The sequence below is a fragment of the Streptomyces sp. NPDC050145 genome (assembly GCF_044460245.1).
Taxonomy (GTDB): Bacteria; Actinomycetota; Actinomycetes; order Streptomycetales; family Streptomycetaceae; genus Streptomyces.
In genome coordinates this window covers 153,613-179,763 of the sequence record NZ_JBITJS010000013.1, presented here as the reverse complement: position 1 = coordinate 179,763, position 26,151 = coordinate 153,613, and the positions used below count along the sequence as shown (strand labels likewise).

Below are 26,151 nucleotides of genomic sequence, written 5' to 3'. Positions count from 1 at the left end.
CATGCGCACGCGCACTCTGCCTCGCCATGCCCGGACTGGGCAGCTCGCCCTCGGCTGGCGTAAGCCGCGGACGGGCGAGAACCCCGACGAGCTGTACCCGGTGTGGCCGATCCTCGGCGGCGCCGAGGACGGCGACGGCGGAGACGGCGACCAGGACGAGGGTGACCAGGACGACGACGCCGACGGCGGGAGCACCGACAAGGGCTCGGCCGGCGACGACGGCAAGGACTGGAAGGCCGAGGCGGCCAAGTGGCGGGAGCTCGCGCGGAAGCACGAGACCCGTGCGAAGGAGAACGCGAGCGCGGCGAAGGAACGCGACCGACTGCGCCGCGAGGGGCTGCCCGAGCAAGAGCGCAAGATCGAGGAAGCCGTCGCGAAGGCGCTCGCGGAGGAACGCACGAAGGGCGGCGTCAAGCTCGCCCGGCAGGCGTTCCTCGCTGCGGCGAAGGGCGCGATTCCGAACGCGGCCGAGGTCGCCGACGACGTGAACCTGTCGCGGTTCGTCAAGGAAGACGGCGAAGTCGACGAGGACGGGCTCGCCGAGCTTGTGAAGCGGCTCGCCCCGAAGTCCGGCACGGACGAGAACGACGAGGACGACGACCGCGAGAGCGGGCGCGACACGCGCCGGCGCCGCGGACGCGGATTCGACCAGGGCGCCCGCCGCAGCGGCAAGGGTTCGGCCGGTGGCCTGGCTGCCGGGTTCGAGCTCTATGACCGGCTGAACGGCAAGAGCGCCAACAAGAGCTGACCACACGAAGGAAACGGATCATGATCCTTGCTCAGGTAACCGAGCAGTTCGGGTCTGACGATCAGTCGTGGCTCGGGTCCGCGCACGGCACGGACTCGACCGAGACGATCGCACTCGACACAAGCCTGTTTGTGCAGGCGACCCACTACCCCGACGGGTACTTCAAGTCGGGAATCCCGCTCGGCCGGATCACGGCGGGCGGCAAGTACGGCCCGTACGACGGCGCCGCGACCGACGGCCGCGAGACCCTCGTCGGTTTCCTGTTCGCTGCGGTCAAGGCCCCGGCCGACAACACCCTCGACCCCGCGGCCGCGCTGCTCACGCACGGCAAGGTTCGCGAGTCGCGGCTGCCCGTTCCCGTCGACGCCGCCGGTAAGGCGGACGTCGCCGGCTCGATCCGGTTCGTCTGAGAGGACTGATCATCATGGCTTGGACTCTCGACACCGAGTTCATCGATCCGACCGAGCTGACCGGCCTTATCCGGCGCGCGCTCGCCGATCTTCAGGTGAATCAGTTCACGCTGTCGCGGTGGCTGCCGAACGTCGAGGTCGACGACATCGCGTACGAGTTCGTGCGCGGTGGCGGCGGGCTCGCCGAGACCGCGTCGTACCGCTCGTGGGACGCCGAATCGAAGGTGGGCCGCCGCGAGGGGCTCGCGAAGGTGATGGGGGAGCTGCCCCCGATCGCCGAGAAGATCCCGCTGAACGAGTACGACAAGCTCAGGATGCGGAAGCTGAACACGTCCGACGACAGGGTGCTGGAGCTGTTCAACCGCGATGCGAAGCGCATCGCCCGGAACATCGGCGCCCGGTTCGAGCTCGTGCGCGGGCAGGCGCTCGTCAACGCGCAGGCGCCCATCCCGGAACTTCAGCAGACCGTCGACTTCGGCCGGTCGCCCGAGCACTCGGTCGTCGCCGCGGTGCTGTGGTCCGATCACGCGAACGCGACGCCGATCGACGACCTCGAGGCGTGGGTGCAGACCTACGTCGACACCAACGGCGCGATGCCGGCGGTCATCCTGATGCCGCGACAGGTGCTCCAGAACCTGCGCCAGTGCGCGCAGGTGCAGCGGCTCGCGTTCCCGCTCGCGCCGGCGGGGCAGACGCCGCTCGTCTCGGCCGACCAGGTCTCGGCCGTGCTCGGGTCGATGGGGCTCCCCCCGATCGAGCTGTACGACGCGCAGGTGCGAACCGAGGTGTTCGCGGCCGACGGCACGTCGACGACGCAGACGTCGCGGATCACACCGGGCAACGCAATCGTGCTGCTCCCCGAAGCGGGGTCGTCCTCGGCCGCGTCGGCGACCGATCTCGGTGCGACGCTGCTCGGTACGACCGCGGAGTCGCTCGAAGACGACTACTCGCTCGCCCCGGGCGAGCAGCCGGGCATCGTGGCTGCGGCGTGGAAGTCGCGTGACCCGATCCGGCTGTGGACGCACGCTGCTGCGGTTGGTCTGCCGATCCTGTTCACGCCGAACCTGACGTTCAAGGCGCAGGTGCTCGCGTGAGCGGGCGGCGCCTGATCGCGTACGTGCACGTCGCCGGGGTCGTATACGGCCCCGGCGACGTTGTGCCGGACGAGGTCGCTCGCCGGATCGGCGCCCATGCGTGGGCGCCGGACGGCGGCGACCAGGACGGCGGCGGCGAGCAGCAGCTCGGCGACCAGGGCGACGGCGGCCCGGCGCCGGCCCCGAGCGAGGCGCCGCCCCGCTCGGGCCGTGGCTCGGGCGTCGAGGCGTGGCGCGCGTTCGCCGAGCAGCACGACGTCGAGGTGCCCGCCGAGGCCACCCGCGACGACGTGATCGCCGCGTGTGAGGCGGCCGGAGTCATCGAGCCGGAGGTGTAGCAGCCATGAGCACGCCGACGCCGACGCCGTCGTTCGCGACGGTCGAGGACTACGAGGCCCGCGCCGGCGTCACGCTCGTCGAGCCGCAGCGCTCGCAGGTCGAGGCGTACCTCGACGACGCGTCGGCGCTCATGCGGCGGCACATCCCGGCCGGGTTCACGCCGGACCCGGCGACGACGAGGGCGATCGCGGTCGCTGTCGTGCGCCGGGTCATGGCGAACCCCGGCGGGTACCGGCAACGCACGATCGGCCAGTACTCCGAGACGCTCGGGGAAGCCGGCGGGCTCTACCTCACCGAGGACGAGATCGCCGCGCTACAGCCCGACGACAGCACCGACCCCGACTCCGATGCCGCGTACACGCTCGGCATGCGCGACGAGGGACTGCCCGGCTGGCAGCCCGACCCGTGCGACTGGCGGCCGAGGGGGCGGCTGTGATCGGGGCCGATCTGCTGCCGCACCTCGTCGAGGTCGAGCACCCCGGCAGCACGACGGACCGGTACGGCAACGTCGTCGACGACTGGTCGACGTCGACCCGAATGCCGGTGCGGGCGTGGGTGCAGCAGTCGACCGGCTCGGAGGACACCGACCAGCGGAACGCGCAGATCGGCGAGTGGCTGCTGATCTGCAACCCCGTCGGCGTCCCGGGCGGCCCGCTCACCGTGCACGGCGCCGACCGCGTGCACTGGGGCACCGCCGTGTTCGAGGTCATCGGACCGGCGGGCCCCGCGTACACCCCGAACGAGCTGCACCACTACGAGATCCGGCTGCGAGTCGTCATGGGGTGATCATGCGGGTTCGCATCAACTACGAGTTCATCAACGGTCTCGTGCACGACGCGCAGGTCGCGCAGGTGGTCCAAGACGTCGCACGCGACGTCGACGCCGCATGCGCGTCCGACTCGCGGGTCGACTGGACGGACGGCCTCGGCCGGTTCCGTGCCGCGGTGATCGCCGGGTACGAGCCGGGCGCGACGGCCGAGTCGACGCGGCGCGCGCTGCTGCAAGCCCTGTCGGCGGGCGGCGGCAATGGGTAGGCCGGCCGTTGTCTTCCCCGACGCGGTGCTCCTCGTCGTCGACTATCTGCGGGCCGTGATGCCCGGCGTCGAGGTCGGCACCCGCGTACCGGCCGACCGCGACGAGACGTACCCCGAGTTCATCCGCGTCGAGCGGCTCGGCGGCGCCCGCAACAGCCTCGTCACGGACCGGCCGCGCGTCGACGTGCACTGCTGGGCGGGCAGCGAGGAAGCCGCGGAGACGCTCACCGCGCGGGCCCGCGCCCACGTCCACGCCATGGCCGGCCGCCGCGGCGACACGACGGTCTACAACGTCCGCGAAGTCACCGGCCCGCAGTGGCTCCCCGACAGCACGAGCGGCCAGCCGCGCTACGCGTTCGCCGTCGAGTTCTCAACCAGAGGAAAGGAACAGCCCTGATGGCTGGAAACGTGAATGCGCCCCGGATCTGGGAGGGCGCCGACCTGTGGGTCGCCCCGCAGGGGGCCCCGATCCCTGTGTTCACCGCCGATATGGCCGACCCGTGGAAGCCGGTAGGTCTGCTGTCCGAGGACGGCGCCTCTGAGGCGCGTGACGAGGACAGCAACGACTTCTATGCGTGGGGCGGCAAGCTCGTCCGTACGAAGCGCTCGAAGCACAAGCGGACCATCACCGTCACCGCGCTCGAGGACAACCTCGTCGTGTTCGGGCTCATCAACGGCGACGGCTCGACGTTCACCACCGACACCGCGACGGGCGTGAACACGCGCCGGGTCAAGATCCCGCGGTCCGAGAAGATGTCGTTCGTCCTCGAGCTGTTCGACGGCGACGTGAAGCGTCGCCGTCACATCCCGATCGGTGAGGTCACCGAGGTCGGTGAGGTCGCGCTCAGCGAGTCCGAGATGACCGCGTACGAGCTGACGATCACGATCTACCCGGGCGACGACGACACGCTGTACATCGACGAGGACAACGACGACACGAACGTCGGTGTCGCCCCTGTCGAGCCCGCGCCGTAGCGCGCGCACGGCACAACGACCGGACGGGTCGGGCCCTGGGTGGGGGCCCGGCCCGTCCGCTGTTCCCCACCCGCACCGCCCATGCACGAGGGAGTACTGCCCATGTCCGAGATCACGAAGAAGAACGACGCGACCGGCAAGCCGACGACGATCGAGTTCAACGGCGACACGTACGAGGTTCCGCCGGCCGACGAGTGGGACATCGACATCGTTGAGGCGATCGACGAGCAGCGCATCACGCATGCGCTGCGGGCGCTGCTCGGCGACGAGCAGTGGGCGAAGTTCCGGAAGACGAACCGCAAGGTTCCGGCGCTCGGCGAGTTCCTCACCGCCGCAGGCAAGGCCGTCAACGCGGGAAACTAATCGGCCTCTTGCCGCTGCTCCGCGAGCACGGAGACGCGGTCGAGGCCGATCTCGCGTACCGCGGATTCGACCTACTCGACCTGTGGCGCGGCACGTTGAGCCCGCGCAAGGTCGACATCCTCATTCGCGGACTGCCGCCCGACAGTGCGACGCGGCAGTCGCTCAACGACGGCCTGCCGCTGTGGCGGCAGACCGATTTCATCCTCGCCGACCTCGTCGACGCGACCGCCTACGAGACGTGGGTGATCGCGAACAAGGATCTCGAGAGGCACAACCGCAAGCCGATGCCCGAGCCGTATCCGCGGCCGGGCCTCGAAGTGAAGAAGAAGATCACGGCTGCGGATCTCGCGGCTTTCCGTGCACGCACCAGGAGGTGACCGGATGGCCGCGCCCGAGGTCGCCGTCGCGTACGTATCGATCGTCCCCGAGATCGAAGGGTTCGCCCGGCAGCTACGGCAGCAGATTGTCGCGCCGTCGGCCGACGCCGGCGAAGAGGCCGGCCGCTCCATGTCCGGCAAGCTCAAGGCCGGAATGGCGGCGGCGGGGCTCGCGGCGGGCGCTCTGCTCGCCAAGGGCGTCATGGACGCGATCGATCAGGCCAACGTCACGGCCCGGCTCGGCGCGCAGCTCGGGTCGACGGGCAAGGACGCGGACCGGTACGGCAAGGTCGCCGGCAAGCTCTACAGCCAAGGAGTCTCCGGCTCGTTCCAGGAGGCGGCCGACGCGATCAAGGCGGTCGTGCAGAACGGGCTCGCGCCGCCCGGGGCGACGAACAAGCAGCTCCAGAGCATCGCCACGAAGGCGGCCGACGTCGCGAACGTCTTCGACCAGGACCTCGGCGGCGTCACCCGGGCTGTGTCGCAGATGCTCCGCACGGGCATGGCGAAGAACGCGACCGAGGCGTTCGACATCATCACCAAGGGCATGCAGAACGGGGCGAACAAAGCCGACGATCTGCTCGACACGTTCAACGAATACTCGACGCAATTCAGGAAGCTCGGGCTCGACGGAAAGAGCGCGCTCGGCCTGATCTCGCAGATGGTCAAGGCCGGTGCCCGCGACAGCGACCTCGGCGCCGACGCGCTCAAGGAATTCTCGATCCGCGCCGTCGACATGTCGAAGACGTCGCAGGACGCGTACAAGGCGCTCGGCCTGGACGCCGAGAAGATGTCGGCGCAGATCGCCAAGGGCGGTGACTCCGCGAGCAGCGGACTCACGCAGGTGATCGAGCGTCTCAAGGCCATGAAGGACCCGGTCGCCCGTGAGGCGGCGGCCGTCGGCCTGTTCGGGACCCAAGCCGAGGATCTCGGTAAGGCGTTGTTCGCGATGGACCCGAGCAAGGCCGTGTCGTCGCTCGGCCAGGTGGGCGGGGCCGCGGGCAAGATGGGCAAGCAGCTCCGCAGCGGCCCGTCGCACGAGATCGAGGTGTTCGTGCGGACCCTGCAACAGGGGTTCGTCGACGTCCTCGGGCGGTACGTGATCCCCGGCATCCGCGGGTTCATGGGCGCGGTGGCGACCGTCGGCGGCGTGATCGGCGACGTCGTCGGATGGTTCGACCGGTGGAGCCCGATCCTGGCCCCGGTCGCGATCGGGATCGCCGGGATCACGCTCGCGCTGCAAGCACAGGCGATCGCGACGGGGCTCACGATCGCGGTAATGAACGCGTACGCCATCGGCGTGCGCGCGATCAGCTTGGTTACCCGCGTGTGGGCCGGTGCGCAAGCACTGCTGAACGCGGTCATGGCGCTCAACCCGATCGCCCTGGTCGTGATCGCCCTGGTCGCGCTCGGCGCCGGACTCGTCCTCGCCTACCAGAAGTCGGAGACGTTCCGGCAGATCGTGCAGGCGGCATGGGCGGGGATTCAGGCGGCCGCGCTGTACGCGTGGAACGTCGTCCTGAAGCCGGTTTTTCAGGCGCTCGCCGCGATCGTCCAGTGGATCTACGGGAATGTGATCAAGCCCGTGTTCGGGCTGATCGTCGGCGTGTTCAAGTTCTGGTGGTCGGCGGTCAAGTTCTACTTCGGCGTGGTCGCCGCGCTGTTCCGGTCGCTGGCGAAGGTCGCGCAGTGGCTGTACGGGACGATCATCAAGCCGATCTTCGGCCTGATCGTCGGGGTGTTCAAGCTGTGGTGGGGCGGCGTCAAGACGTACTTCGGGTACGTGAAGGCCGCGTTCCGCGCGATCGCCGACGTCGCGAAGTGGCTGTGGTCGAACGCGATCCGGCCAGTCTTCAACTGGATCTCGGACAAGGCGAAATGGCTGTGGAGCCACGGCGTCAAGCCGAGCTTCGACGCCGTGAAACGCGGCGTGCGCGCGGTCGCCGACGCCTTCAAGACGGCGAAGGATGCGATCCGCACCGCCTGGTCGAAGCTCGAGTCGATCGCCCGCAAGCCGGTCGCGTTCATCGTGAACACGGTGTATGGCAAGGGCATCCGGCCCGTGTGGAACAAGGTGGCCGGAGCGTTCGGCGCGCCCACGCTGCCCGCGATGAAGTTCGCGGCCGGCGGCATCCTGCCCGGCTACACACCGGGCCGCGACCCGCACAAGTTCTACTCGCCGACCGGCGGCCGACTCGAGCTGTCCGGCGGCGAAGCGATCATGCGCCCGGAGGTCACGCGGGCGCTCGGCGTGGGCACCGTGAACGCGCTGAATGCGGCGGCCCGCTCCGGCGGTGTGCACGCGGTGCGCTCGGCGCTCGGCGGCGGGCAGGCGTTCGCCAAGGGCGGCGTCGTGCAGCGGTTCGCGTCGGGCGGTGTCTTCGGGTGGGTCGGCAAGGCTGCGTCCGGGGCGTGGGACAAGGTGAAGAAGGGCGCCTCTTGGCTGAAGGACGGCATCAAGGCATCGGCGCTCGCCGGTCTCGACAAGATCGTGAAACCGCTGATCAACAAGATCAGTGGCGACGCCGGGCTGTACTCGGATCTCGTCAAGGCCGTGCCGACGCGCATGGTCAAGGCGATCTTGGGGTTCAGTGAGAAGGCTGACAAGAAGTCCGAGGCGCTCGGTATCGGCGGCAAGGGCACGAAGTCGGCGCTTCGCTGGGCGCGCACGCAGAACGGCAAGCGCTACCAGTGGGGCGGCAACGGGAACCCGTCGTGGGACTGTTCGGGGTTCATGTCGGCGATCGAGTCCGTCATCCGCGGGCAGCGCCCGCACCGCAGGTGGGCGACCGGCTCGTTCGCCGGAGCGACCGCGGCTCCCGGGTGGGTGCGCAGCATGAAGGCCCCGTTCATGATCGGCATCACGAATGCGGGCGTGGGCCACACCGCCGGAACGATCAACGGCGTCAACGTGGAGAGCAGGGGCGGGGACGGCGTGATCGTCGGCCCGCGCGCCCGCTCGTACAAGTCGTCGTTGTTCACCGACTGGTACGGGTTCGCCCCGTCGAAGAAGTACGACAGCGGCGGTTGGCTGCAGCCCGGCGCGACCATGGCGGTCAACAAGACCGGGCGGCCCGAGCCGATCCTGACCTCGTCGCAGTGGGCGAACGTGTCCACGCTCGCGAGCGCGGCCGGGTCCGGGCTGCAAGCGGGGGATCGGCTCGTCCTGGTCACCGACGGCGGCTCGTTCGAGGCGTACGTCGACAAGCGCGCCGATGAGCGCATCGAGTCCGGGCTCGTCGGCCCGGCGGCCCGCGGAAGGCGGCTGTGATGACCAGTCCTGTCAGCAATGACGGCGTGACGATCCCGAACGTCGAGACGGTCGTGAACCCGGACGGCTCGACGACGGTCATCGGCTACCCGTCGAGCGGCACGAGCCCGGGCGCGGCCGGCGACGACGGCTCGGGCCTCGGGATCGGTATCGGGATCGGGCTCGGCGACGGTGGCGGCGACGGTAGCGGGGAGGGGGTCTAGGAGTGTCGTTCCGTACCCCCAACCTGCTGCCCGTCAACGCGTCGACGTTCGAGGACGGTACGCACTCGTGGGTGACCACGGGCGGGAACACGACGCTCGCGGTCGTCACGGGCGCGTTCCTGTCGGGAACCCGGTCGCTGCGCGCCACGGCGACGGCGGCCGGGGCCGTGCAGCTCATCAGTCCCCGATGGGCGGTCACGGCCGGTGTCGAGCACATCGGCCGTATCCCGATCCGGCTCAACACGGCCACGGCCGGGAAGACGGCGACGGCCCGGATCACGTGGTTCGACGCGCCGTCGGGCGGCAACTCCCTGGGGGCGACCGACTACTCGCTGAACCTGTCCAATCAGACCGGCTGGCAGACGTCCAACTACACCTACTCGACCGGGATCGCCCCGGCCGGCGCCATGTCGGCAACGCTGAAACTCACCGTCGCGGGCATGGCCGCGGGCGAGCAGATCAACATCGACGACGTCTATGCGTGCGTGGCCCCGAACCGCGCCGGGAACCTCGTCGACCTGAACGTCGGCGGGTTCGAGTGCGACCTGTCCGGCTGGACGATCAGCGGGGCGACCGCCGCCGTCCGGTACAACGCCATCTTGGCGGCCGGCACCGGCTACTCGTGCATGCTCGCCACCGCGGCGGCCGCGGGCGCCGAGATGGCGTTCGGGTTCGCCGCCCCGGTCCCCGTGACCGCGGGGACGCAGTACGTCGCGTACGCGGCCGTACAGGCTGCCGGAGCGGCCGTCATGCAGACCCGCTATCAACTGTCCTGGTACGACGCTGCGGGAACGCTGCTCAGCAGCGACGAGCGGGTCGTCACGGTCAACAGCACCGTGCAGCGGCTCGCCCTCGTCGCCACCGCGCCGGCGGCCGCGGCGTCGTGCCGCGTGTGGCTGCGGCCCACCGCGACGGCGGCGGGTCATCAGTTCGCGATCGACGACGTCTCGGTGTGCGTCGCCCCGAACCGCACGGGCAACCTGCTGACGTACAACGAGTACTCGTTCGAGGACACGCTGCCCGGGTGGACGATCGCCGGGGACACCGCGGCGGCGGCCCGCGCGTACCTGACGAGCAACATCACGGACGGGTTCTATGCGCTGTCGTACACCCCGACCGCCCGCAGCATCCATACCCTGTCGCAGAACCGGCTCGTGCCCGTCGTGGCGGGCCGCACGTACGCGGTCGGCGCGACCGTGTTCGGCCGCAACCGCAGCGGGCAGCCGACCGAGTACTCGGTGCGGGTCCTGGTCGACTGGTACGACGCCGCCGGGAACCTGTTCCAGGCCGACAACCCCGACGGGTTCTATCCCCGCGCGGTCGAGGACGGCGAGATTCACGGATCGTCGGCGACGGAGACACGCACGTGCCCCGAGGGCGCGGCGAACGCGCGGGTGATCGTGCAGATCGATCACACGACGTCGCTGTGCGACGCGTACTTTGTCGACAACGTGTACTTGGCCGAGGCGAACGCCGAGTACACGCTGCTCACCGACAACGCGACCGGCGCGATCGTCCTCACGATCAACTCGTCTCCGTCCTGGGGGACCGGCGGCACGATCACGATTCAGCGCGTCCACCAGGACGGCAGCATGCACTACGTGCGCGGGTACGGCGTCGAGTACAACCGGGCCCCGTACGCCGGGTCGCCGATCGTCGTCGAGGACTACGAGGCGCCGCTCGGTGAAACGGTCTGGTACCGGGTCGAGTGGTTCAACGCCGAGGGCGTGGCCGGATACCGGCAGTACACGCAGTCGATCCCCACGCCGACGCTGCCCGACGGCGATTACGTGTGGTTCAAGAGCCCGGGACTGCCCGCGCTGAACACCACCGTGATGATGGAGACGCCTCCGACGTGGGCCCGCGCGGCGCGCACCGCCCGGTACGACATCGTCGGCCGGAAGAACCCGATTCAGCGGACCGCGGTACGCGCCGGCCGAACGGCGTCGATCAGCGTGCTCGTGTGGGACCCGGCCGCACACGAACTGTTCGACTCGCTGCTCGACAGCGGACTGCCGGCGCTCATCCAAGCCATGCCCGGGTACGGGCTCGACGGGAACCTGTACGTCTCCGTCGGCAACGTCGAGGCGGCGCCGCTGGTCCCCGACGCCCGCGAGGACGGGTGGCGGTGGACGCTTGAGATCGCCGAGATCGACCGGCCCGCGGGCGGCATGCAGGGCTCGGCTGGCCTCACGTGGCAGGACATCAACGACGGCTACGACACGTGGGACGACGTCTTTGCCGCGCACGAGTCGTGGGCGACCGTCCTGACCAAGGGGTGAGTGCATGCTGTCTGTGAGCGGCCGGTGGGCGCCCACCCTGGCGACCGATCACGGCGTCTCGGTGTCCGTGTCCGCCCTGTACAACGGGTCAGTTGTCGCCGACGACCTCGACTTCGTCGACGGGGCCGTGCAAGTCGACCGCGGCAGCGACACGCGGCGCACGCTGTCGCTCACCATCGACGACCCGAAGCTGTTCCCCGACAGCGAGACCGCACGGTTTGGGGTGTACGGGCAAGAGCTGTACGTCGAGGCGGGGCTGGCCTACCTCGACGGCACGACTGAGACTGTGCCGCTCGGGTTCTTCGTCATCAAGTCCGTGTCGGGCAACATCCACACCGGGCCCCTGACGATTCAGGCCGACGGCCGTGAACTGCTGTGCAAGCGGGCCGTGTTCGAGACCGCGCAGTCGACGGCCGGGCATGCGAACGCGGCCGCGTTCATTCGCACGCACCTCGAGGACGTCGTTCCTGCCGCCGGGTTCGTCGACGACTCGTCGTCGGGCACGACCGCGCTCGCCTCGAAGACGTGGGAGCGCGACACCGAGGTCTGGTCGGCCCTGGTCGACGTTGCGACGTCGGTTGGCGCGGAACTGTACTGCGACGCGAACGGCACGTTCCGGCTCGTCGACGTCCCCGAAATCGGCTCGGCCGTCCCGGTGTGGACGGTCGCGGCCGGAGAGGGCGGCGTCATGGTCTCGGCGGACATGGCCGTGACCGGCGACGGCGTGTACAACCGCGTCGTGGTCGCCGGAGAGAACAGCTCGGACGACGCGCCGCCGGTCATCGCGGAAGCATCGATCACCGACCCTGATGACCCGCTCAGGTACGGGGGCCCGTTCGGCAGGGTCACCAAGACGTACTCGTCGTCGCTGATCACCTCGATCGGGGCAGCGCAGGGCGCCGCGAACGCGCTGCTACGCCAGTACCGGGCCGCGAACCGCACCGTGTCCCTGTCGGCCGTACCGAACCCCGCGCTCGACGCCGGGGACTGCATCCGCGTCGACTACGGCGACGCGGCCCCGCCCGAGCTGCATCTCGTGCAGTCGTTCACCGTGCCACTGGACGTCGGAGGCGGCGACTTCACCATCGCCACCATGTCCGGAAAGGACGACCAGACGTGACGAGCGTCGACCGGCTGATCGAGGCCGTACTGCAACAGGTCCGCGGCTCTGGGATGCTCGAGGCCGGCGCGATGATGGGCGTCGTCACCGCCGTCGGCAGCGACGGCACGGCGACCGTGTCCCGCGGTTCCGACATTTTCCCGCGGGTGCGGCTGCTCGCCGGGGACGTCCCGGCGGTCGGCGACCGGGTCGAGCTGCTGCGCACGGCCGGGGGGTGGGTGTGCCTCGGCGCGCTGCGCCGCAACTCGGCGCCGCGGGTGCAGTCGGGCACCTCGTCGACTCCGGGCGGCACGGCGAATGCGTGGTCGACGGTGAACGTCACCTTTCCCACGCCGTTCCCGACGACACCGACGGTCGTTGCGACGCCGCGGTTCTCCACCACCACCGCAACGACGTACATGCTCGCGGTCGTCTACAACGAGTCGCCGACCGGGTTTCAGCTCAAGGTCTGGCGCACGACGACGGCAGGCACTGACTGCAACTGGGTTGCCACCACCTACTAAGGAAGGGTCCGCCTGTGCCCCTGACTGACTCGTACGGGCAGCAGATCCCGTACCCCACGCTCACCGACAAGCCGAACGCGCAGACCCTCGGGCAGGGGATCGTCGAGGGGCTCACCCCGAAGACGGTCATGTCGTTCAAGTCGGCGTCCGTGCGCGGCGCCACTATCACGGCCCCGCGCGAGGGCATGCTCACGTGGCTCGAAGACCTCAACCGCCTCGAGGCGTACGACGGCGCGTCATGGGTCGTGCTCGCCGCGGGCACGGCCGGTTGGTCGAACGTCCCGTTCAACACCGCGGGCGGTTGGGGGACGTACGACGCCGACGACCGGAACAACAACCAAGGCCGGTTTCAGTACCGCGTCGTCTACGAGTACGGACAGCGGTCGATCAAGTTCCGCGGCGGAATCGGCCGGGCCTCGGGCACCACGTACACGCCGGCGTCGCCGTACCGGCTGACCACATCGGCGCTGCCGTCCGAAGCGTGGCCCGACCGGCTGCGGACGATCGTCGTCCCGTGCTCTGACGTCCGCTCCGAGCGCATCACGCTCAAGCTGGACATCCGCACCGACGGGCACCTCGACCTCTACGGCATTCAGACCGGGTCCACCCCACCGTGGGTCGGGTTCAACGGCGTGTCCTGCGCCCTCTAAGCCGCACCCCCACCCCGACGCCCCGAGCCGTGCCGGCCGGGGCTTTCGCATGTCTGGAGAGCTCATGGCAACACCGCTCACAGCCGACCAGTTCGTCGCCGCGCTGCGCGCCGAGGGCGTCACCGTCAAGGAACGGTCCGGCTGGCGCACCCACAACCGCAACCACAAGGGCGCATGGGGGCCGATGAACGGTGTGGTCATCCACCACACCGCCGGCCGCGACTCGCTCGCCCTGGTCTACAACGGCACGGACGCGCTGCCCGGCCCGCTGTGTCACAGCCACCTCGCCAAGAACGGCGTCGTGACCATGATCAGCAGCGGGCGCGCCAACCACGCCGGAACGTTCGCGAACAACGCGCACGCCGCAGTCGTCGCCGAGTCGAGCCGGCACCCGGCGCCGAGCAAGTCCGAGCCGGTCGACGGGAACGCGCACTACTACGGGATCGAGATCGAGAATCTCGGCAACGGCAAGGACCCGTACCCGCAGGCGCAGTACGACACCGCGGTGAAGTGGGCGGCCGCGATCTGCCGTCATCACGGCTGGTCGGCTCAGTCCGTGATCGGCCACAAGGAAGGCACCACCCGCAAGATCGACCCCAAGGGGCCCATCGGCACCGCCAAGGGCCCCATGTGGGACATGGACACCTTCCGCGCCGACGTACAGAAGCAGCTCTGCGGCAAGCCCACCACCAAGCCGGCCCCGGCCCCGTCCAAGCCGGCCGCCAAGCCGACCGTGTCCCTGTCCGCGATCCTCGACGCCGCGCGCCGCGACCCGGCCGGCCCGAACGGCGCGACGAGCCACCGCACGGACGTCCTGCGCGTCGAGAACGCGCTGCACGCCGAGGGGCTGCTCGTCGGGGCGTGGGTCGACGGCTCGTTCGGGACGCTCACCGTCGCCGCCTACCAGAAGTGGCAGCGCCGTCTCGGCTACCGCGGCCGCGACGCCGACGGCATGCCCGGAAAGACCAGCCTCGTCAAGCTCGGCGCCCGCCACGGCTGGACGGTCACCGACTGATCTGCCGCACCCGCGGCCGTTCAACTCCCTGGGAGGAACCATATGTTCACTGGCGCGTTCTGGAAGTCCACGTTCGAGCGCATGATCCGCACCTTCGCGCAGGCCGTGCTCGGCGTGGCCGGCGGGACCGGGCTCGGGATCGTCGACGTCGATTGGGGCGGCGCATTCTCCGTCGGCGGTCTCGCCGCGCTGCTCGCGCTGCTCACCGCGATCGTCACCAGCGGCGGCACGAATGGCCCCGGCATCACAGAGAAGGTCGCCGAGCGGGACACCCCGAGCCTGCCGTCGATCTGACCGGCGGCCCGTACAGCACCACTGACCAGAAGGGGCGCACGTGGACCCTGCGACGCTCGGCGCGGTCGGGACGATCCTCGTCGGGCTCGCGACGGCCGTCGGTGCGCTCGTCGGTAAGCGTGGCGAGAACCGGGCCACGCAGTCCGGCGCGCTCATCGGCGGGTACGGCGCGCTCGTCGACGACGTGAAAGAGGAACGGGACAAGGCGAAAGCGGCGCTCGCCGAGACCGAGCTGCGGCTCGCCGAGGCGTACCGCGAGCTCGCCGACGCCCGGTCGGACGCCGCACAGCTCCGAGCCGAAATCACCGTGCTCACGGCCGAGGTCGAGCGGCTGCGCGCCCTTGTCGCGGAACTGGGAGGGTCCCCGACGTGACGAAGCATTCCCCGCCACCGCTGCTCGCCCGGCGGTGGCGTTCGTTCATGCTCGCCGCGGTGCTGCTCGTGCTGTCCGGCGCGGTGCTGCTCGTGTGGCTACGGATCGACGCCGAAGCGCAGCGCGCCGACCGGCTCGGCGCCGAGGCGACCCGACGCGGTGACGCGGTCACGACGCTCGCACAAGACGTGCGGGTCCTGCGCGAGCAAGTCCGGGCCGAGGGTGCGACGCCGGCCGCGCCGGACCCGTCGAGGGCGGTCGAGGATCTGCCCGACCGTGTCGACGCCGTACCCGGCGCACCGGGCCGCGCGGGGGAAAGCGGAGCGCCGGGCCGTCCTGGTCGTGACGGCGTTGACGGCCGTGACGGCGCGGACGGCGAGCCCGGACAGCCCGGCGAGAACGGAGCCGACGGCCCCGCGGGCACGAACGGTGCCGACGGGGTCGGCGAGCCCGGGCCCGCCGGCGCCGACGGGAAAGACGGGAAGGACGGGAAGGACGGCCGCGACGGCGTCGACGGGAAGGACGGGCAGACGTGCCCCGACGGCTACTCCCTACAGGCGCCCGAGTACGACCCCGACGCCCTCGTGTGCCGAAAGGATTCCGCACCCCCGCCCGACGACGACCCGTCGCCGGGCCCGAGCGTCCTCGGACTGCCGGCCGACCGCCGCCGGTTCTGACGCACTGCGCCCCTGTCTGGCCTCACGGCCGGGCAGGGGCGCATTCGTCATGTCTGCCCTGGTCACGGGCAAGGGAGCGGCCCCGCCGAGAACGAGTCGACGAGGCCGTGAGTGCTCCCCATGGGGAGTGAGTCACCAGTATGACCGATACAACCGACAACGCGCGGTCGTACGCTGGTCGTTGAGTGCTCACACCCATCAAGGGGAATCCATGATCAACCCAACAGGCATGACCACCGGGGAGCGGATCAGGTACTACCGGACGAAGACCGGGCGCACGCAGGCCGCGGTCGCTGGACTCGTCGGACGCTCCGAAGACTGGCTCAGCAAGGTCGAGCGCAACGTGATCGGGATCGACTCGCTCGCCATGCTCACCCGACTCGCCCGCGAGTTCGGGCTCGACAACGTCGGCGAACTCGTCGGCGGAACGGCCGTCGATCTGTCCCTCGGCGCCGACGAACACCCGTCGGTGCCGAATATCCGGCGTGCGCTGAACACCCCGCCGTCGCTGCTCGGTATCGGGCTGCCCGGCGACGCGCTCACCGCGCAGCAGCTCGGCGAGCGGGTCGTCGAGGCGTGGGGCATCTACGAGAACGAGACCGAGCGGTACGCGCCCGTCGGCGAGATGCTGCCCGGGCTGCTCGCCGAGGCGTATTCGACACTGCGGCAGACGACCGGCGAGGACGAGCTCGCCGGCACGCGCGCCCTCGTGTCGCTGCTGCACCTGCACCAAGTGTTCCTGCGGCGGGTCGGCGAACGGAAGTTGTCGCTTCGCGCCGCCGACCGCGCGATGCAGATCGCAGACCAGACCGGCGACGCGGCGCTGATCGCGGCCGCCGCGTGGAACGTCTGCGGCATCCTCACCTCAAGCGGTGAGGTCGGCGACTCCCTCGACCTTGCCCGAGAGACGATCGCGCATTGCCGCCCCGGCGACGACGCGACTCCCGAGCATCTGTCGGCGTACGGCGCGCTGCACCTAGCCGGGGTCATCGCGGCCGTGCGGCACAGCAAGGCGCCGGCGGCGTGGGATCTGCTGCGCGGTGCGGAATCGATCGGCGAGCGGCTCGGCGTCGACCGGAACGACTTTCACACGTCGTTCGGGCCGACGAACGTGAGCATGCACGGTGTGCACCTTGCCGCCGAAGAGGGCGATATTGCCGAGGCGCTGCGGCTCGCCGACGACGTCGACGTACCCGAGCCGGGCGGCGTGCTGCCGCTCGAGCGCACGACTCGGTACCTCGTCGAGGTGATGCACGCGAACCGGCTCAACGGCGACCAGTACGCCACGCTGCACATGCTGCGACAGATCATGGAAGCGTCACCCGAAGAGATCAAGTACTTCCCGCTCGTCCGGGAAGCGGTGCAATCTCTCATGAAGCGACCCCGGCCGCACATGCGCGCTGAGCTGCATAAAATCGCCGAACACGTGGGCGTGCTCGCGTAATTGACGAGCCGTCCGCTACCCGGAACCGTAGGCGACCCGGAAGAATCTTCCGGGTCGCTTCCTTGTGAGCCCCCTACGGTCCGTTACATGACGGCGACTCAGAGGCGACAGAGCGCGGGCAAGACCGCGAACCCCAACCAGGGCGTCCGGATCGAACGTCTCCCCGGACGCGCATTACGACGTACCGGTGCGGGGCGCGTGGCGCTCCCGCTGTGGGTCGTCAACGACGGCTTGCACGTGGGCGACGGCGAGCTCGTGATGACTTTCGACGAGGCGACCCACCTGTACGCAGAGCTCGGCCGGCTACTGGCGGAACAGCCCGACGAGTCGAGAGCGCAGGGGGAGCAGTGACCATGACACCCGAGGCCGCACAGCCGAGGCACACCGCCGGTCAACGCGTCCGCCGCGCCCACCTGTCCGAGGCGGCGAACGGGTACGACGAGTTCGCCCCCGTAGGCTGGATCAAGCGCAGCGGCGCGAGCGTGGGCGACGTCCTGCGCGCGTGGCACGACGGCCGCCTCGCTACCGTCCCGGCCGGTAAGGCGTGGGACGTCGTACAGCTCCCCGTCGAGGCCGGCAGCGAGGCACTGCGACAGCTCAAGTCGACCGACGCGCAGCTCGGCCCGATCCTGAGCACGCCCGACGGGTTCCTCGTCCTCGTCGCCGTGGGCACCGCGGCTGATTGGAACCTGCCGAGCGTCACCGTCCACGGAGACGGCTCAACCCTGCGCATCCCGCACCCCGTGATGAGCGGCCCGTACGAGCACGACGGCCGGGCATGGGCCACCGTGCCGCCGCGCGACGACCGCGACGTGCTCACCGACGCCGACGCGCTGTACGGCGCGTACGTCAGTGCCGCCGCGCTGCTCGGGATCGAGGGGGCCCTCGGATGAGCCCCGTCGACCTCTACCCGGCCCCGACCCCCGGCGTGATCGCGTCCCTGTGCGTCCGCCCGTGGGTCGACCGCACCCTCGACGGCGACGGGTTCGCACCCATGCTGATCACCCACCCCGAGCCCCGCCGCGACGCCGACACCGCGGCCGCGATCGAGGCCCGCATGCTCGGCATCGTGCGCGCCCTCGGCGCCGCCCCCGCCGACCGCACGCTGCCCGACGTCGGCGACCGGATCGCCGTGCACAACGGCGTCGTCCTGGTCCGCCTCGACGGCACCGAGCACGCGCTGACCACCCGCGCCGGGCACTGGGGGCAGGTGATCACCGAGATCGGACACGTACTCATCGCCGTCGGCCTCGACCCCCTGCCCGCCGCCGCCGTCGGCCCCGCGGTCGACGAGTACCTCGTGACGTCGACGAAATCGGGCCGGCTGTACTTCGCCGCGGCGAGCGTCGCTGTCCCGGCCCGACGCATACACACCCGGGCGCACCCCTAAGACAGGGTCGCTCGGCGGTCGAGTCCATCCCCCGTGGCTCCCCCCGAGCGGCCCGACAGCCCCGCCCCGCCGGCCGAAAGAACGAGCGGCCGGGCGGGCGGGGCCCCAAACCGACAGCGCACACCCCACGACTCCCGCCCCGCTGCGGAGGTGCCACGGTGCCCAGACGCTACGCCTACCGATGCGAACTGCTCGCCCGCTCCCTCGACGGCCGATACGAGGCGATCCTCGCGACGTACCGCGCGCCGACGCCCCGACTCGCCGCCCGATGGGCCCGTGCGACGGCCGGCCGATACGCCGAGCTGCTCGCCCCGGCGCCCACCGCCGACTACCTCGAGGGCGCGCCCCTGATCGAGTTCCCGCCGGACGGGCCCCGGCCCGACGCCACGCTGCACGCGTGGGCCGACAGCCGCGACCGGTACGAGGGCGTTCTGCGCACCCTCGCCGCGGATCACCCCTACGTGCTCACGGTCACCGACTACGGCGCCCGCTACGAGCTACGCGTCGACCCGCTACCCGTCCGACGGCCCCCACAGACCCCCGCGCTCACCGCCCGCACCCGGCCCTCGACGGACCGAGGCAGGCACCGACGGCCGCGCACCCTGCGCCCCGTCCACTGACCCATCCCGCGCAACCCCGGCACGGCTCGACCGATCCGAAAGGGGAAGGCATGGAAGCCTTCGAACGCGTCCGCCTCGACTCGTTTTTCGGGCGCATAGCCCAGCAGTTCGCCACCACCGAGCGGCCCGCATCGTTCCTCATCACGCACCTACTGCCCGAGCGCCCCCACTTCGTCCGGGCCGTCGCCACGCAGACCGACCTACGGGCCGTGCTGCCCAAGCCGAAATCGATCAACCCGGTCGCACGACGCGCCGTCGAGAAGACCGTGCAGTGCGACACCCTCACCCGAGGCATGTTCGAGGAGCCCGACGCGGCACTCGACTACCTCGAGGGGCGGGCGGCCGGCGCCGACGTCGTGCTGCTCGACGTCGGCGGCTACTTCGCCCCGGTCCTCGACGAGCTGTGCAACCGGTTCTCGGGCCGGATCGTCGGCGTCGTCGAGGACACCGAGAACGGGCACAAGAGGTACGCCGGCCGCGACAAGCTCCCCTGCCCGGTGGTCAGCGTGGCGCGCAGCCCGCTCAAGGACCCGGAAGACTACTTGGTCGGGCAGAGCGTCGCGTTCTCAGCCGAGGCACTCATGCGCGAGTGCGGCGACATCATGCACGGCCGGCCCGCCCTCGTGATCGGGTTCGGCAAGCTCGGGAGCTCGATCGCGCGTCTGTTGCACGCGAAGAACGTCGCGGTGACGGTGTACGACATCGACCCCGTACGCCGCGCACAGGCGCTCTCGCAGGGGTTCACGGTCGCCCGGGACCGTGAGACCGCGCTCGCGGCGGCCGGGCTCGTGCTGTGCGCCACGGGCGCTATGTCGCTGCGTGGCGACGACTTCCCACACCTGCGTAACGGCGCCTACTTGGCGACCGTTACCAGTAGCGAGGACGAGCTCGACCTCGAGGGTCTGCCCGACGTCTACACCCGCACACCGGTCGGCGAACACGTCACCCGGTACGCGACGACGGGGCACTTCTTCTACCTGCTCAACGGGGGGAACGCCGTCAACTTTTTGCACGGCGCATCGGTGGGCCCGTTCATCTTCCTCGTCCAGGCCGAGATCCTCGCGGGTGTCCGAATGCTCACCCGCGGCGAGCTCGCGGCCGGTATGCACGAGGCGACCGCGGCAGACCGCCGCATCATCGCCGACACATGGCTGAACTACTTCAACCGATAGGAGCTGCCCCCATGCCGATCACGGCACAGCACGTACGCGAGACGCTCGCCGCCTACCTCGACGAGTACCCGGAGGAGAAGGGGGAGCTGTCCGCCCTCGACGACGTCGTCGACCAGACCGGCGACGCGATCTCGTCCCGCAAATCGTTCGGCGGGCACGTCACGGCCGGCGCGATCCTGCTGCGCCCCGACGGCCGCGTGCTGCTGATCGAGCACCGGGCGCTTCGGAAGTGGCTGCTTCCGGGTGGGCACTGCGAGAACAACGACTCGACGCTGCGCGAGGCTGCGCTGCGCGAGCTCGTCGAAGAGGCCGGCGTCGACCGCGCGCGGATCGTGGCTGACTCCGCTGTACCGCTGCACATCGACGCGCACACGATCCCGGCGAACCCCATCAAAGCCGAGCCCGAGCACACCCACTACGACTTCCGGTTCCTGTTCCGATCGACCGTCGACGTCGTGAACCTGCAAGAGGAGGAGGTCACGGCGTACTCGTGGGAGTTCGCCGACATGCTGCTCGACGAGACGCTGTGCCGCCGCGTGATGAACGCCATGCGGGCCGAGTGACGTTGCCGCAACCGTGAGCCGCTCTCGCCGCGTGTGAGGGCATAAGAGGTGCTTCGCCGGACGTACGCGCATCCGTCCGCGAGGCGCCGGTCGCTCTGATTCAGGACAGAGCGAGCCGCCCCGTCCCCTATATAGGGGGCGGGGCGGTTACGTTTGTTGCGGCGTCCCCCGCCGTTCAGTCCGGCAGGGGCCGCCGCCCCGCGGTCCGAGCCTCCCCGCTCGGGGCCGCAGGTAAGTCGACGAGCGCGCATCTGACGCGTGTGTGGGAGTCACGCCAGCCCCCGTCATCTGGCACTTTATGCCGTCAGGGCGCGTTGTGGCGTAAGCCGATCGAGTGACGAGATCCGCAAGATCACCGGGGGATGTGGACTCTATGTGGACTCTGGACAGCAGTGAGGCCCCCCGTTCGAATGAACGAGGAGCCTCACACATGCTCTGACCTGCTACGCAGTCAGTGCCCCCGGCAGGATTCGAACCTGCGACACCCGCTTTAGGAGAGCGGTGCTCTATCCCCTGAGCTACGAAGGCGCGTGGACAGCCTAGCGGATCGGAGGGGGAGGGCGGAGGGGTGGAAGAGGACCCGGGTGGGGGCGCTGGGGAGGCCGGGAGGGCTGGGGCGTGCTATTCCAGAAAGGCGAGGTAAACGAGGGGGGGCACGTCTGTCGGCGAGGGTCGGGTGAGTCCGGCCCACCGGCCTACTGAGTGGAGGTCCACTCATGACCCCGTTCCCGAACGCACTCGCCGTCGACTTCACAGGCGGCCTCAACGACGCATGGTCGAAGGTCGCCCAGTTCGTGCCGAAGCTGATCGGCTTCCTGGTCGTCCTGGCCATCGGCTGGTTCGTGTCCAAGATGATCGCCCGCGTCCTGGACCGGGTGCTGCGCAAGGTCGGCTCGGAGAAGCTCGCCGAGAAGGCCGGCGCGGCCAAGATGCTCGAAGGGTCGAAGTACGACACCACCGGGATCGTCTGCAAGGTCGTGTACTACGCCCTGCTGCTGATCACGCTCCAGCTCGGCTTCGGGGTCTTCGGCAGCAACCCCGTCTCCAGCATGCTCAACGGCATCGTCGCCTGGATCCCGCGCGGCATCGTCGCGATCGTGCTGGTCGTGGTGGCCATGGCCGTCGCGAACGTCGTCCGGGACATCGTCACCAACGCCCTGTCCTCCGTCTCGTACGGGAAGACCGTCGGGACCGTGGTGTGGGCCTGCATCGTGGTCCTCGGCGTGATCGCCGCGCTGGGCCAGGCCGGGATCGCGACGACCGTCACGCAGCCCGTCCTCTACGCGGCTCTCGCGGCCGCCGCGGGCATCATGATCGTCGGTGTCGGCGGCGGACTCATCGGCCCGATGCGCCAGCGCTGGGAGCGGTGGCTGAACAAGGCCGAGGAGGAGACCGCGAAGGCGCGCGGCGGCGGCAGCACCGGGGCGTACCAGGCGGGTCGCGAGGACGCGCTCACCCACCAGCCCGTGCAGGAGCGGGAGAGCACCGACCCCCGGGCCGGCGGTTCGACGAGCGGCTGAGTTCGACCAGCCACTCAGTTCAGCAAGCGGCTGAACGGTTTCCGTTCAGCAGGTCGTGCCGCTTCACCAGCCAGCTGATGGCGGTGAGGCGGCACACCGCGTAGTCGTGGCCGACCGGCTCGCGCCAGCCCGTCTCGTCGAGGGCGTCGAGGAACCCCAGCGCGTAGTCGGAGAGGAGCTCGGCGTCGGGCGCCGACGGTTCGAGGGCCGCTCCGGTGACCTCCAGGCGGTCGCGCAGCGCCGACACGTGCTGGTCGACGGCGGCCGTGAAGGCGGGCTCGAAGGCGAACTCGGCGAAGCGTGGGCCGTACGCCTCGCTGACCCGGGCGAGAGGGGACATTCCTCCAAAGTACGGGGGAGGGGGTGGCCGGGGGAGGGTCTTTCGGGGTGCCGTTGGTCACTGCGTTCGTCCCCTGATGTCCCTGTCTGTCGGGGCCGAAAGGCCCAAGCCGATCCCGTGCGCCCCCGCGAGGCCCGGCACGCTTCTTGACGTGCGCCGGGTGAGCCGCCGTAGCGTCCGGGCCATGGATTCCCTGGACGCGCTGCTCACCGCTCCGGGCGCCCCCTTCTCCGTCGAGCGCGGCGCGGACGGGCGCCTCGTGTACGCCGAAGGGCCGCGCACCCTGCGGGAGTTCGCCGAGACGACCTGGGCGTACGGCGACACCCCGTTCCTGATCACGGAGGACGGGCGGACGACGTACGGCGAGTTCTTCGCCGCCGCGTCGGCGCTCGCCCGCCGCTTCCTCGACCCGGACGAGGGCTACGGGCTGCGGCCCGGCGACCGTGCCGTGATCGCCATGCGCAACCACCCCGAGTGGCAGGTCGCCTTCTGGGCCGCCCAGCTCGCCGGGCTCGTCGCCGTCCCGCTGAACGCCTGGTGGACCGCCGACGAGTGCGCGTACGCCCTCGACGACTGCCGGCCCGGGGTGCTGATCGTCGACGGGGAGCGCTACGAGCGGGTCCGGCCCTGGCTGGACGCGGCCGCCGAACCGCCGTGGACGCTGGTGTGCCACGGGGAGGGGCTCGTCGTGGGCGGGCCTCGCGTCGAGCGGTACGAGGACCTGCCCGCCGCCGATCCGCTGCTCGGGCCGCCGGACATCCATGTGCTCCCCGAGCAGGACGCCACCCTCCTCTACACCTCCGGCACCACCGGCCGGCCCAAGGGCGCCGTCGCCACGCACCACGCCCAGACGGGCGCCATCGCGAACGCGCTGTACTTCTCCGCGCTCTCGGCGCTGCGGCGCGGGCTCGTGCCGGGGCAGGGGCCGGCGTCGATCGGGATGCTGACCTTCCCGTTCTTCCACGTCGCGGCGTTCACCGGCTTCTTCCGGGCGATGGCGGTCGGCGGGACGCTGGTGCTGCTGCGCAAGTGGGACCCGGACGTCGCCGTCCGGCTGGTGCGGGAGCACGGCGTCACCGCGTTCGGCGGCGTGCCCACAACCGCGCTCCAACTCCTCGAACGCGCCGCCGAGCTGGACGACGACCTGCCCACGCTCGCCTCCGTCAGCACCGGGGGCGCCCCCGCCCCGCCCCAGCTCGTCGAACGGCTCACCGCCCGCTACGGGGACCGGGTCGAGCCCGCCAACGCGTACGGGCTCACCGAGACGCTCGGCGCGGTCACCGCCACGTTCGGGGAGCAGTACCGCAAGGAGCCGGACAGTGTGGGGCGGCCCGCGCCGGCGGTGGAGGTGCGGATCGCCGGGCCCGCGGGGGAGGCCGTCGCGGACGGGGAGGTGGGCGAGCTGTGGGTGCGCGGGCAGTCCGTGATCCGGGGGTACTGGGGGGACGCGGAGGCGAGCGCGGCGGCGATCACGGGGGACGGGTGGTTGCGGACCGGGGATCTGGCGGTGCTCGCGGACGACGGGCGGGTGCGGGTCGTCGACCGGATCAAGGACATGGTGATCCGGGGCGGGGAGAACGTGTACTGCGTCGAGGTGGAGGCCGCGCTGTACGCGCATCCCGATGTGCTGGAGGCGGCCGTGTTCGGGGTGCCGCATCCAGTGCTCGGGGAGGAGGTCGTGGCGGTGGTCCGGGGGCGGGGCGGGCTCGATGCTTCGGCGGTGCGGGAGTTCGCGGGGCGGAGGCTGGCGGCGTTCAAGGTGCCGGCGCGGGTTGTTGTGCAGGAGGATGCGTTGCCCCGTAACGCGACGGGGAAGGTCCTGAAGCGTGCCCTGCGCTCGACCTGGCCCCCCTCGCCGTAGCTCCGGTCCCTTTCGTCGCCGGGTGCGGCCCGGTGGGGCTTCTCGCGCAGTTCCCCGCGCCCCTGAAATGCATGCCCTTCGGGTCGCATTTCCCCGATGAGGCGCAGCCTCGTCAGGCGAGACCCAGGACCTAGCGCCGGGTGACGTAGACCCGGTAATTGCCGGAGGCGTCCGCTCCGCCGACCGAGATCCGGACCCCCGTCTTCGTGTCCTTGAAGACCTCGCCGGGGCGGTAGGTCGCGTCGGAGAGTTCCGCGTGGACGTTGGGGCGGCGGGTGCAGCCGCCGCTGTCGGGGGTGGCGTCCTCCACGGTGATCGGCCCGTGCCCGGTGTCGACGTCGGCGTCGACCTTGTAGACGAGCACGCCGGGACGGCAGACGGCCTCGTCGTTGCCCTCCTGGGCGCGGACCTCGACCGCGTACCCGGTCTTCTCGGTGAGGGGGACGAAGACGAGCTTGGTGCCGCCGCCCTCGGCCCGGCCCAGCGGCGACAGCAGGTGCTCCGTCGTACCGGCCTGCGAGGCGCAGCCGATCTGTGCGTCGTCGAGCCAGCCGAGCTTCCACTTGTGCCAGCCGAGCAGGTCGTTCCCGACGCCCCAGTCCTCGCTCATGATGTCCCAGTGGCCGACGGCCCCGCCGCCGTCCTGCGTGTAGAGGTCGGGCAGCCCGAAGGTGTGCCCGTTCTCGTGCGGCAGCACCCGGTAGCCGGTCTCGGAGTAGGAGCCGGAGCCGTCGTCCTGGCGGGAGTAGACGAAGGACGCGTTGGCGAGGGGCACGCCGTCGGCGACGGGCGCGTCGGGGTTCCCTGCGAAGGTCACGGACAGCACGGTGTCGAGCGCGGAGGGCCCCGCGTTCGGGGTGACGAGGATGTTGACGATGTCGTACTTGCTGAAGTCGACGTCCGGGTCGGCGGCCGCCGCGATGTCCTTGACGAGCTTGCGGTAGCCCGGTTCGAAGGGGGCGCCGCGCTCTATCCCGTAGGCCTTGAACGTCTTGGGCATGCGCAGCCAGTGCTTGACCGGGGTCTCGGAGCGGTAGTCGAGCTTGCCGTAGGAGCCGGTGCGGAACCAGTCGCTGGTCTGCGGGAAGAACTCCCCGTACCGGGCCATCGCGCTGCCCTGCCCGTGCGCGTCCGGGAAGTCGACCATGAGGTTGAGGGCGCGGACGGTGCCGGTCGAACGGGCGTAGCCGGGGGACGTGGGCACGCCCTCGGACATCTGGACGCCGAGCGCGCCCCGGATCATGCAGGGGCCGAGCGAGGTGGCCCGCGCCAGAGCGGTCGGGCCGGCCGCGGTGGGCGAGCTGTCGAGGAGCCGTCCGGTGCTCGCGGTCATGGTCACCGCGAGAGCCACCGCCGTGGCCCCGGCGAGCATCGCACCACGCCGGCCCCCGCGTATCCGCCGCTGCCGCATCCGATCCGCCTTCACGCTCGGGTCCGTTTCGATCACCCTGTGTCGGGGTGGGGCGGGCCGCGCGCTGGGTGCGCCGATCGTGGGTTTCTGGACCGAGGCGTA

At 70.6% G+C, this 26,151-nt stretch carries 32 protein-coding genes and 1 tRNA gene; 30 read left to right on the top strand and 3 right to left on the bottom strand.

What is annotated here, in order from left to right; all coding sequences use genetic code 11:
* Nucleotide 1: 1 nt before the first annotated feature.
* From ACIBTU_RS26060 to ACIBTU_RS25925, 28 genes are all read left to right on the top strand, one after another.
* Nucleotides 2-748: a hypothetical protein gene (locus ACIBTU_RS26060; RefSeq protein ID WP_399128853.1), complete on the top strand. Its 747-nt coding sequence runs from the start codon at nt 2-4 to the stop codon at nt 746-748.
* Nucleotides 749-768: 20 nt separating this feature from the next.
* Nucleotides 769-1,158, top strand: coding sequence for a head decoration protein (locus tag ACIBTU_RS26055; RefSeq protein ID WP_399128852.1), 390 nt, complete (start codon nt 769-771; stop codon nt 1,156-1,158).
* Nucleotides 1,159-1,172: 14 nt separating this feature from the next.
* Nucleotides 1,173-2,252, top strand: a complete 1,080-nt coding sequence (locus ACIBTU_RS26050) for a major capsid protein (protein WP_399128851.1) — start codon at nt 1,173-1,175, stop codon at nt 2,250-2,252.
* Nucleotides 2,249-2,590 carry a hypothetical protein gene (locus tag ACIBTU_RS26045; RefSeq protein WP_399128850.1) on the top strand — a complete coding sequence of 114 codons (342 nt, stop codon included), beginning with the start codon at nt 2,249-2,251 and terminating at the stop codon, nt 2,588-2,590. The genes ACIBTU_RS26050 and ACIBTU_RS26045 overlap by 4 nt, the downstream gene beginning before the upstream one ends.
* A gap of 5 nt (nt 2,591-2,595) precedes the next feature.
* A complete protein-coding gene (locus ACIBTU_RS26040; RefSeq protein ID WP_399128849.1) occupies nt 2,596-3,027 on the top strand; it encodes a hypothetical protein in 432 nt (143 codons plus the stop codon).
* Nucleotides 3,024-3,377 carry a hypothetical protein gene (locus ACIBTU_RS26035; protein WP_399128848.1) on the top strand — a complete coding sequence of 118 codons (354 nt, stop codon included), beginning with the start codon at nt 3,024-3,026 and terminating at the stop codon, nt 3,375-3,377. The genes ACIBTU_RS26040 and ACIBTU_RS26035 overlap by 4 nt, the downstream gene beginning before the upstream one ends.
* Before the next feature lie 2 nt (nt 3,378-3,379).
* The gene (locus tag ACIBTU_RS26030) at nt 3,380-3,625 is read left to right on the top strand and encodes a hypothetical protein (protein ID WP_399128847.1); all 246 of its coding nucleotides are present in this window, start codon (nt 3,380-3,382) and stop codon (nt 3,623-3,625) included.
* On the top strand, nt 3,618-4,022 hold the full coding sequence (locus ACIBTU_RS26025) for a hypothetical protein (protein WP_399128846.1): 405 nt from the start codon (nt 3,618-3,620) through the stop codon (nt 4,020-4,022). Before ACIBTU_RS26030 ends, ACIBTU_RS26025 begins: the two co-directional genes overlap by 8 nt.
* Nucleotides 4,022-4,600, top strand: a complete 579-nt coding sequence (locus tag ACIBTU_RS26020) for a hypothetical protein (protein WP_399128845.1) — start codon at nt 4,022-4,024, stop codon at nt 4,598-4,600. Before ACIBTU_RS26025 ends, ACIBTU_RS26020 begins: the two co-directional genes overlap by 1 nt.
* Nucleotides 4,601-4,702: 102 nt before the next feature.
* Complete coding sequence (locus ACIBTU_RS26015; RefSeq protein ID WP_399128844.1) at nt 4,703-4,963, top strand: hypothetical protein; 261 nt, start codon at nt 4,703-4,705, stop codon at nt 4,961-4,963.
* A gap of 8 nt (nt 4,964-4,971) precedes the next feature.
* The gene (locus ACIBTU_RS26010; RefSeq protein ID WP_399128843.1) at nt 4,972-5,340 is read left to right on the top strand and encodes a hypothetical protein; all 369 of its coding nucleotides are present in this window, start codon (nt 4,972-4,974) and stop codon (nt 5,338-5,340) included.
* 4 nt (nt 5,341-5,344) lie between these two features.
* Nucleotides 5,345-8,611, top strand: coding sequence for a phage tail tape measure protein (locus ACIBTU_RS26005; RefSeq protein WP_399128842.1), 3,267 nt, complete (start codon nt 5,345-5,347; stop codon nt 8,609-8,611).
* A complete protein-coding gene (locus ACIBTU_RS26000; RefSeq protein WP_399128841.1) occupies nt 8,611-8,814 on the top strand; it encodes a hypothetical protein in 204 nt (67 codons plus the stop codon). Before ACIBTU_RS26005 ends, ACIBTU_RS26000 begins: the two co-directional genes overlap by 1 nt.
* 2 nt (nt 8,815-8,816) lie before the next feature.
* Nucleotides 8,817-11,096, top strand: coding sequence for a hypothetical protein (locus ACIBTU_RS25995; protein ID WP_399128839.1), 2,280 nt, complete (start codon nt 8,817-8,819; stop codon nt 11,094-11,096).
* Between the two features lie 4 nt (nt 11,097-11,100).
* On the top strand, nt 11,101-12,216 hold the full coding sequence (locus ACIBTU_RS25990) for a DUF5047 domain-containing protein (protein WP_399128838.1): 1,116 nt from the start codon (nt 11,101-11,103) through the stop codon (nt 12,214-12,216).
* Nucleotides 12,213-12,719 (top strand): hypothetical protein, encoded by a 507-nt coding sequence (locus ACIBTU_RS25985; RefSeq protein WP_399128837.1) that lies wholly within the window; start codon nt 12,213-12,215, stop codon nt 12,717-12,719. Before ACIBTU_RS25990 ends, ACIBTU_RS25985 begins: the two co-directional genes overlap by 4 nt.
* Nucleotides 12,720-12,733: 14 nt before the next feature.
* Nucleotides 12,734-13,369 carry a hypothetical protein gene (locus tag ACIBTU_RS25980; RefSeq protein ID WP_399128836.1) on the top strand — a complete coding sequence of 212 codons (636 nt, stop codon included), beginning with the start codon at nt 12,734-12,736 and terminating at the stop codon, nt 13,367-13,369.
* A gap of 64 nt (nt 13,370-13,433) precedes the next feature.
* The gene (locus ACIBTU_RS25975) at nt 13,434-14,384 is read left to right on the top strand and encodes an N-acetylmuramoyl-L-alanine amidase (RefSeq protein WP_399128835.1); all 951 of its coding nucleotides are present in this window, start codon (nt 13,434-13,436) and stop codon (nt 14,382-14,384) included.
* Nucleotides 14,385-14,426: 42 nt separating this feature from the next.
* Nucleotides 14,427-14,678, top strand: coding sequence for a holin (locus ACIBTU_RS25970; RefSeq protein ID WP_399128834.1), 252 nt, complete (start codon nt 14,427-14,429; stop codon nt 14,676-14,678).
* 40 nt (nt 14,679-14,718) lie between these two features.
* Entirely contained in the window at nt 14,719-15,051 is a 333-nt protein-coding gene (locus tag ACIBTU_RS25965) for a hypothetical protein (protein WP_399128833.1), read from the top strand.
* The gene (locus ACIBTU_RS25960) at nt 15,048-15,728 is read left to right on the top strand and encodes a collagen-like protein (protein ID WP_399128832.1); all 681 of its coding nucleotides are present in this window, start codon (nt 15,048-15,050) and stop codon (nt 15,726-15,728) included. The genes ACIBTU_RS25965 and ACIBTU_RS25960 overlap by 4 nt, the downstream gene beginning before the upstream one ends.
* 127 nt (nt 15,729-15,855) lie before the next feature.
* Complete coding sequence (locus ACIBTU_RS25955; protein WP_399128831.1) at nt 15,856-17,172, top strand: helix-turn-helix domain-containing protein; 1,317 nt, start codon at nt 15,856-15,858, stop codon at nt 17,170-17,172.
* Between the two features lie 87 nt (nt 17,173-17,259).
* Entirely contained in the window at nt 17,260-17,523 is a 264-nt protein-coding gene (locus tag ACIBTU_RS25950; protein ID WP_399128830.1) for a hypothetical protein, read from the top strand.
* 2 nt (nt 17,524-17,525) lie between these two features.
* Entirely contained in the window at nt 17,526-18,065 is a 540-nt protein-coding gene (locus tag ACIBTU_RS25945) for a hypothetical protein (RefSeq protein WP_399128829.1), read from the top strand.
* Nucleotides 18,062-18,562 (top strand): hypothetical protein, encoded by a 501-nt coding sequence (locus ACIBTU_RS25940; protein ID WP_399128828.1) that lies wholly within the window; start codon nt 18,062-18,064, stop codon nt 18,560-18,562. Before ACIBTU_RS25945 ends, ACIBTU_RS25940 begins: the two co-directional genes overlap by 4 nt.
* A 158-nt stretch (nt 18,563-18,720) precedes the next feature.
* Nucleotides 18,721-19,182, top strand: a complete 462-nt coding sequence (locus ACIBTU_RS25935) for a hypothetical protein (RefSeq protein ID WP_399128827.1) — start codon at nt 18,721-18,723, stop codon at nt 19,180-19,182.
* A 50-nt stretch (nt 19,183-19,232) separates the two neighbouring features.
* Entirely contained in the window at nt 19,233-20,354 is a 1,122-nt protein-coding gene (locus tag ACIBTU_RS25930) for an adenosylhomocysteinase (RefSeq protein ID WP_399128826.1), read from the top strand.
* A gap of 11 nt (nt 20,355-20,365) precedes the next feature.
* The gene (locus ACIBTU_RS25925) at nt 20,366-20,917 is read left to right on the top strand and encodes an NUDIX hydrolase (protein ID WP_399128825.1); all 552 of its coding nucleotides are present in this window, start codon (nt 20,366-20,368) and stop codon (nt 20,915-20,917) included.
* 455 nt (nt 20,918-21,372) lie between these two features.
* Here the strand turns inward: ACIBTU_RS25925 and ACIBTU_RS25920 are convergent.
* Nucleotides 21,373-21,445: transfer RNA gene (locus ACIBTU_RS25920), tRNA-Arg, on the bottom strand.
* A gap of 188 nt (nt 21,446-21,633) precedes the next feature.
* Between ACIBTU_RS25920 and ACIBTU_RS25915 the strand changes: the two genes are divergently transcribed.
* Complete coding sequence (locus tag ACIBTU_RS25915; protein WP_399128824.1) at nt 21,634-22,437, top strand: hypothetical protein; 804 nt, start codon at nt 21,634-21,636, stop codon at nt 22,435-22,437.
* Between the two features lie 19 nt (nt 22,438-22,456).
* Here ACIBTU_RS25915 and ACIBTU_RS25910 read toward each other — a convergent pair whose 3' ends face one another.
* Nucleotides 22,457-22,777, bottom strand: coding sequence for a DUF6401 family natural product biosynthesis protein (locus ACIBTU_RS25910; protein ID WP_399128822.1), 321 nt, complete (start codon nt 22,775-22,777; stop codon nt 22,457-22,459).
* A gap of 184 nt (nt 22,778-22,961) precedes the next feature.
* On the opposite strand from ACIBTU_RS25910, the gene ACIBTU_RS25905 reads away from it, so the two are divergent.
* Nucleotides 22,962-24,638, top strand: a complete 1,677-nt coding sequence (locus ACIBTU_RS25905) for a class I adenylate-forming enzyme family protein (RefSeq protein ID WP_399128821.1) — start codon at nt 22,962-22,964, stop codon at nt 24,636-24,638.
* 130 nt (nt 24,639-24,768) lie between these two features.
* Here the strand turns inward: ACIBTU_RS25905 and ACIBTU_RS25900 are convergent, their stop codons facing one another.
* Nucleotides 24,769-26,049: a M6 family metalloprotease domain-containing protein gene (locus ACIBTU_RS25900; RefSeq protein ID WP_399128820.1), complete on the bottom strand. Its 1,281-nt coding sequence runs from the start codon at nt 26,047-26,049 to the stop codon at nt 24,769-24,771.
* Nucleotides 26,050-26,151: the final 102 nt, after the last annotated feature.